The 5,185-nt window shown below is 39.9% G+C and carries 5 protein-coding genes; 1 reads left to right on the plus strand and 4 read right to left on the minus strand.

Features of this window, described 5'->3' with window-relative positions; all coding sequences use genetic code 11:
- Nucleotides 1–142: 142 nt before the first annotated feature.
- Nucleotides 143–358, minus strand: a complete 216-nt coding sequence (locus BM278_RS19370; protein ID WP_244151220.1) for a hypothetical protein — start codon at nucleotides 356–358, stop codon at nucleotides 143–145.
- Between the two features lie 327 nt (nucleotides 359–685).
- Here BM278_RS19370 and BM278_RS17150 point away from each other — a divergent pair, with 327 nt between their 5' ends.
- The gene (locus tag BM278_RS17150; RefSeq protein ID WP_090952250.1) at nucleotides 686–1,051 is read left to right on the plus strand and encodes a hypothetical protein; all 366 of its coding nucleotides are present in this window, start codon (nucleotides 686–688) and stop codon (nucleotides 1,049–1,051) included.
- 373 nt (nucleotides 1,052–1,424) lie between these two features.
- Here BM278_RS17150 and BM278_RS17155 read toward each other — a convergent pair whose 3' ends face one another.
- From BM278_RS17155 to BM278_RS18985, 3 genes are all read right to left on the minus strand, one after another.
- The gene (locus BM278_RS17155) at nucleotides 1,425–2,750 is read right to left on the minus strand and encodes a DUF6035 family protein (protein ID WP_090952253.1); all 1,326 of its coding nucleotides are present in this window, start codon (nucleotides 2,748–2,750) and stop codon (nucleotides 1,425–1,427) included.
- A gap of 684 nt (nucleotides 2,751–3,434) precedes the next feature.
- Nucleotides 3,435–4,283 carry an RpnC/YadD family protein gene (locus tag BM278_RS17165; RefSeq protein ID WP_090952259.1) on the minus strand — a complete coding sequence of 283 codons (849 nt, stop codon included), beginning with the start codon at nucleotides 4,281–4,283 and terminating at the stop codon, nucleotides 3,435–3,437.
- Between the two features lie 720 nt (nucleotides 4,284–5,003).
- Nucleotides 5,004–5,185: hypothetical protein (locus BM278_RS18985; protein WP_208601834.1), on the minus strand; the 182-nt coding region annotated here is incomplete at its 5' end.

Here is a 5,185-nt window from a genome sequence, read left to right on the forward strand (position 1 = left end):
GCGAAAATTTATATACGTTATTTCGACAACATGCGCGAAATTCCTGCATGGGATAAAACAAAAACAGAGAGCCAAGCAATGACTCACTGCTTCACCACCCCCAGCCGTTCTTTAAGGAATGGCAAACGCAACCGTTTCACCATCACATAAACGGCAATGCCCGTTCATGTTGCGAACGCGGGTAAATCAGCTCGCGGTTATGGAAAGTAGAGCTTAAATCGGCGTAATGGATCGTAATCGGTAAGCGTGTCTTCAACATGGAATGAATATGCATAAACGATAGCTTATATATGTCGGAGACAATCTCATGAATCGATAAGCCGTTCGTTTTTTTCACAATTTTAATCGGTTGAGCCATGCCGACATCCTCTTTCGGGTCCGTCGCGCATAAATACGCCATGTTTCCTTTCGAATATATCCCCCTTGCTTTGTCATCCATTTTCGGTTGGAATAAACAGCCATTCGTCTTCGCGTTTTTTTGATGACTTCCACAAAAATCAAAAGGAATTGGAAAAGACCGCAAATAAGCTTGCAAAACCTCTAAACCTCCCGGCTAGCGCCATCGCGGTGAAACGTAATATGCCGCGGCTTTGCTCCATTATTCGACAGGTGACAAGCATCGTGTTCAATTTGTCTTTTCTTGTCCATATGATCCGGTTATACTGTTAGTGAGGAGGTGAATGAGGTGGAACAACAAACAGTGTTAAAAGAAATCTTAAAGGCGCTCGATCTGCATGCATCTGATTTTCGTTCGCAAATCGCTGCATTAAACGAAAAAATCGAGGCGATCAATCAAAAAGTCGATGCGACGAATGGTGAATTTAAAAGAAAGTTTGCGGAAATGGACGAGCGGATACAGGAGATGGAAGACCGGTTGGAAAGCAGAATCGATCGGCTGGAAAATGAAATGAACGAACGATTCAACCGATTAGAAACAAAAATCGACAACTTGCGCATTGAACTTATCGAAACACAAGAAACCGTCGATTTCCACTCAGCCAAAATCGCCCAACATGACCGAAAAATCCGCAAGCTTTCCCAGCAGCAATAGCCTCTCCATCTGTAACGCAGCTTCCGTGTTCTCTCCATAATGAATTCACCCCCATCTGTAGGTGATGGGGCGTTTGTTATTCGACAATCAGTTCAAACTATCATCATTTTTAGAAAAACATCGTTAAAAAGGAAGCGATAACAGTACTTTTCAGCTTCGTTACTATTAACTGAACAGCTTGATATAACGTGCATGATGAAGTCCAAGGATTTGTGTAAAAAGAAGCGGACACAAAGATATTTTATTTTTCAGAGACATAAGTTCGCTCGACTGAGAGTCGAATTTTACACAAACACTAGGATTTGGCCTTCAAGCAGCCGATTAAAGTAAAGTCATCTACTCTCAAGAAAAAGAGACGAAGCTTGCAGGTTTTTCAATAAATACCATAAATCCGATCATTGACCCCATCTTTTCGTAACAGCTGTATAATCCCTTGCTCAACTAAATAATCAAGAAACTTGCAAACATCAGGGTATATTTTAAACCTGCCTGTTGAAAAAGTTTCACTAGGAGCACCACATTCATTTACTAAATATCTACTAAGATCACTAGCTGAGATAATAGACTTTGACTGTACATAGTCTAAAATGATATTTTGTAAAGATTCATCAAGTAATGGAAAAAGTCCTTTTTCGTTGTTGATTAATTTCTTAAAAAAATAATTCCTTGATCTCTCTGAAGGAGTGTGCGAAGATACAACCATATTTTGCTTTTCGTCAATAATGTTTTCTTTCCTATCTCTCCCTGCTTTTTCTAATACTTTTTGCTTAACTATTTCTTTAAAAAGCTCCCGATTTTTTTCTTCAATTTCTGGATCACTTAATTGAATTGTTTGTGTGGTGAGAAGTGCTTTTGACATACTAATTTGATAACCATTGTTTAACGCAAAAGCCCGAAACGGATATTCCATCTCATCGACAATAAAACGTTGGACGGTAAAAACGATTTCTGTTTCTGTTGAATGTACATAATATAAACTGCGAACATCAAATGATCGAGGAGTTTTGCGATGATGATAATCAAACAACTTAAACAGCGGTTCATCCATTGGCAAATGGTTTAACATATTCTCCCATTTCAAATCCTCTTCCGTTTTTATTGCAATATCCAACTCCGCTTCCCATAAATGAATGACGTAATGATTCATATCTACGGACATTTCGGCATCTTCAACAAACCATATCGTTTGCATCCCTTTATTTTGATAATAGCGATTACGCTTTCGTATTTGTCTAACGAGTTTCTCATCTTTATTAGCTGTTACATTCGTTAAAATAGTAATGGCTATTTCCTTATCTGCGTTTTTTACAATAATATCTGGGTAATAACGCCATTTTTCTTTTCCTTTAGCGATATATCCATAGTCTACTTGCATATTTTCATTAATTTTCTCTTGACCTTTTAGTTCATTGTATATAATTTCCTTCATGACAGAATGTGTTTTAGACTCTCGTTTGATTTGCTGATGATATGTTTCACTTGCCTCTGCAATTTCGCAAGATCGAGAATAGCGATGTGAAAAATGCTCCTCTCGAATATCACCAGCTTTCAAAATCAATGTATCCTTACAATAAGGGCAACGAAATGCTCCCTTATCAGCTCTCTTTTTTAGTCTTTCTAACTCGCCTTTTATATCCTCCACTGTATCGAGATAAGTTTTTAGATGGAAAGGCTTTCCCTCGTATAACGCTTCTTGCAATAAGTTTCTCTCCCTTCACATATTAATCGCATATTGTTGTAATGTATCATGTTGTATATAAAAAACATTTTTTAAAACTCCCATACAAACGAACGGTCTGATACATCCTTTCCTTCTTCCACGACATTAGAAAATTCCCACTATCATATAGTAATTGCAACAACGCCAATCCTCTTATTTGCGCTTCGAAACGATCATTCGTATCCATCCGCCTTAATCGTGTTATCTTATCGGCTCGCTTGCTACCGTGAATGCGCAGCCATGAGGAGTCTTTGACTGCTTTCACTGATTGTCATTTTTTAAACAAAGCCAGCGTGAGTCCCCCGTTGACCAACGCAGAAAGCAACGGCCCCGTAATAGTAATCCGCTTTGCAAATCGTTGCCATGGTAATCCCCTCCTTCGTTCCTACAACAAAAATCTCAGTCAATTCGATTGTACCAATCGCTGCAGAAAAATGCTGTCGAACATTGTAAAATTGTTATAAATCCCTAATTCCCAACCAACATACGTACCGAAAATTCGAGCGACCATAACAAAAAAAGCTGCCCCCATCATCCTTAGGGCAACTTTCTCCTTTAGCGGGTAACAACAGGTGCCGAGCCAATACATATCCGGGAAAAAGAGAAGAATAAATCCATGAAAAAACGCTGTGGCCAGCTCTTTATTTAAATAAGCGGTCGTGGTCAATCGTTAACCCTTTTATGAACTTCTTCTTCCGTTAGGTCAAATATATGTGCAATATCGGCAATGCTCATTCCTTTTGCAATCATTTTTCGCATCATTTCTCGCTCTTTTTGCTTAGCTCCTTCACGTTTTCCCTTTTGTTCATACGAAATCAACAATTCCAACACTTGCTCTTTTTCTTTCGTTTCCATTTGGTTCACCTCGTTTCGTAATCGTTGTTCTTCTTCATCCGACAATTTCACATATGTTTCAAAAAAGCCCATTAACAGCCTCTGCTTTGCTTCATCCAGCTCTAAACGAACTAACATGCGCAAAAACTGTTTTTTCAATTCGATTCGTTCATTTTCAGTATACCCCATTTTGCTAAGCAGCGCAGCGGCGATCGGGTTGTCGCTGCGAATGTAGTTGCGCCAATTTTGTTTGCGCAATTCAACAGTGAAAAAGCGGAAGTGAAGGATGTTGCCAAACGGAAGTTGAAGCGTAAACGAGGACGGTTCGTCGCGGATGGCATCGTAGCTGAAAACGGCAATCGGAACGATGTTCGTGCGGTATTTTTCAAACAATCGGCTGAAGTAGATAAACATCCGTTCAGGAAGCGACGGCTGCACATAGCTTTGGTTTTCAATATGAACGATAATCAGCCCATTTTCTCCTTTCAACTTCGTCTCGACCAACAAATCGACACGGTATTTCTCCCCAGCGGTCACATCGGTGAACAGTTCTTCGGATAAAAAGGACAAATGGCGAAAGTCGATATGCTCGTACATGTCGGGGAAAAAGAGAAGAATAAACTCTTCAAAAAACGTTTGGATCAACTCTTTAAACAAGCGGTCATGGTCAACAGCCATACATTCACCTCACATGCGAAAATTTATATACGTTATTTCGACAACATGCGCGAAATTCCTGCATGGGATAAAACAAAAACAGAGAGCCAAGCAATGACTCTCTGCTTCTACAAATCCCAGCAATTCTCAGAGAGTGGCAGACAAGCAGCCATTTCATATCACACAAACGTTGGTTGCCTCATTTTTTCAACACTTTCCAATATAATTTCATTGCTATAGTAAACTTCAAGGATTTGCATGGCTTTTGGCGCCCACCTCGCACAGCAAGGAAACCGTAGATTTGGAAAACAAAGGACTAAGTCCGAGATTTTGTTTAAAAAAGAAACAGCAAAAAGTAGTTTGATCAAGACCTAAATTAGCTAGAACGAGAGCGAAATTTTACACAATAAAATAATCAGGACTTGAACTTTTGGTTAATGGTCAAAACTTATCATGCTCAATCTTAAAATTTGATTTAAATAAACGCTTAAATTCTATAATTCAAAAAATTAACAATAATTTGTTATTTTTCTATGAAAATGCGCGCTTGGAGCGGCCATTTTCATGCCCGGGTGGAGAGCAAAAATTGCTCATGGAACTTTTCCGTGAAAATCCCCACCACTTGGTGAGTGCGGTATACGCTCCTGATCCGTGCGGGTATACTGAAAATGGCCAAAAAAGGCAATAGGAAAGCAGAGGTGCCCGATTTTAGGCATCTCGTATAACCTGTCTGCCTTTTGGCTAGACTAAATAAGTTGTGGTTGGCGGAACGGCTCTTTGCGGGAGATCATGCAAAAGATGATCACCAACATCCGCCGAGCAATGGCGATGAGGGCTTTTTTCTTCCCGCACCGGGCCGCCAACGACCAAAACTTTCGGGACAAGGGATGCGTCTTGGATCGAGCTGCTGACCATGCCGCCTC

Origin of the sequence: Parageobacillus thermantarcticus (genome assembly GCF_900111865.1) — a bacterium.
Classification (GTDB): domain Bacteria; phylum Bacillota; class Bacilli; order Bacillales; family Anoxybacillaceae; genus Parageobacillus; species Parageobacillus thermantarcticus.

Bases quoted from the DNA above. Each gene is read 5' to 3' on its own strand.
- BM278_RS19370 (WP_244151220.1), bottom strand. From the start codon at position 358: ATGGCTCAACCGATTAAAATTGTGAAAAAAACGAACGGCTTATCGATT.
- BM278_RS17165 (WP_090952259.1), bottom strand. From the start codon at position 4,283: ATGGCTGTTGACCATGACCGCTTGTTTAAAGAGTTGATCCAAACGTTT.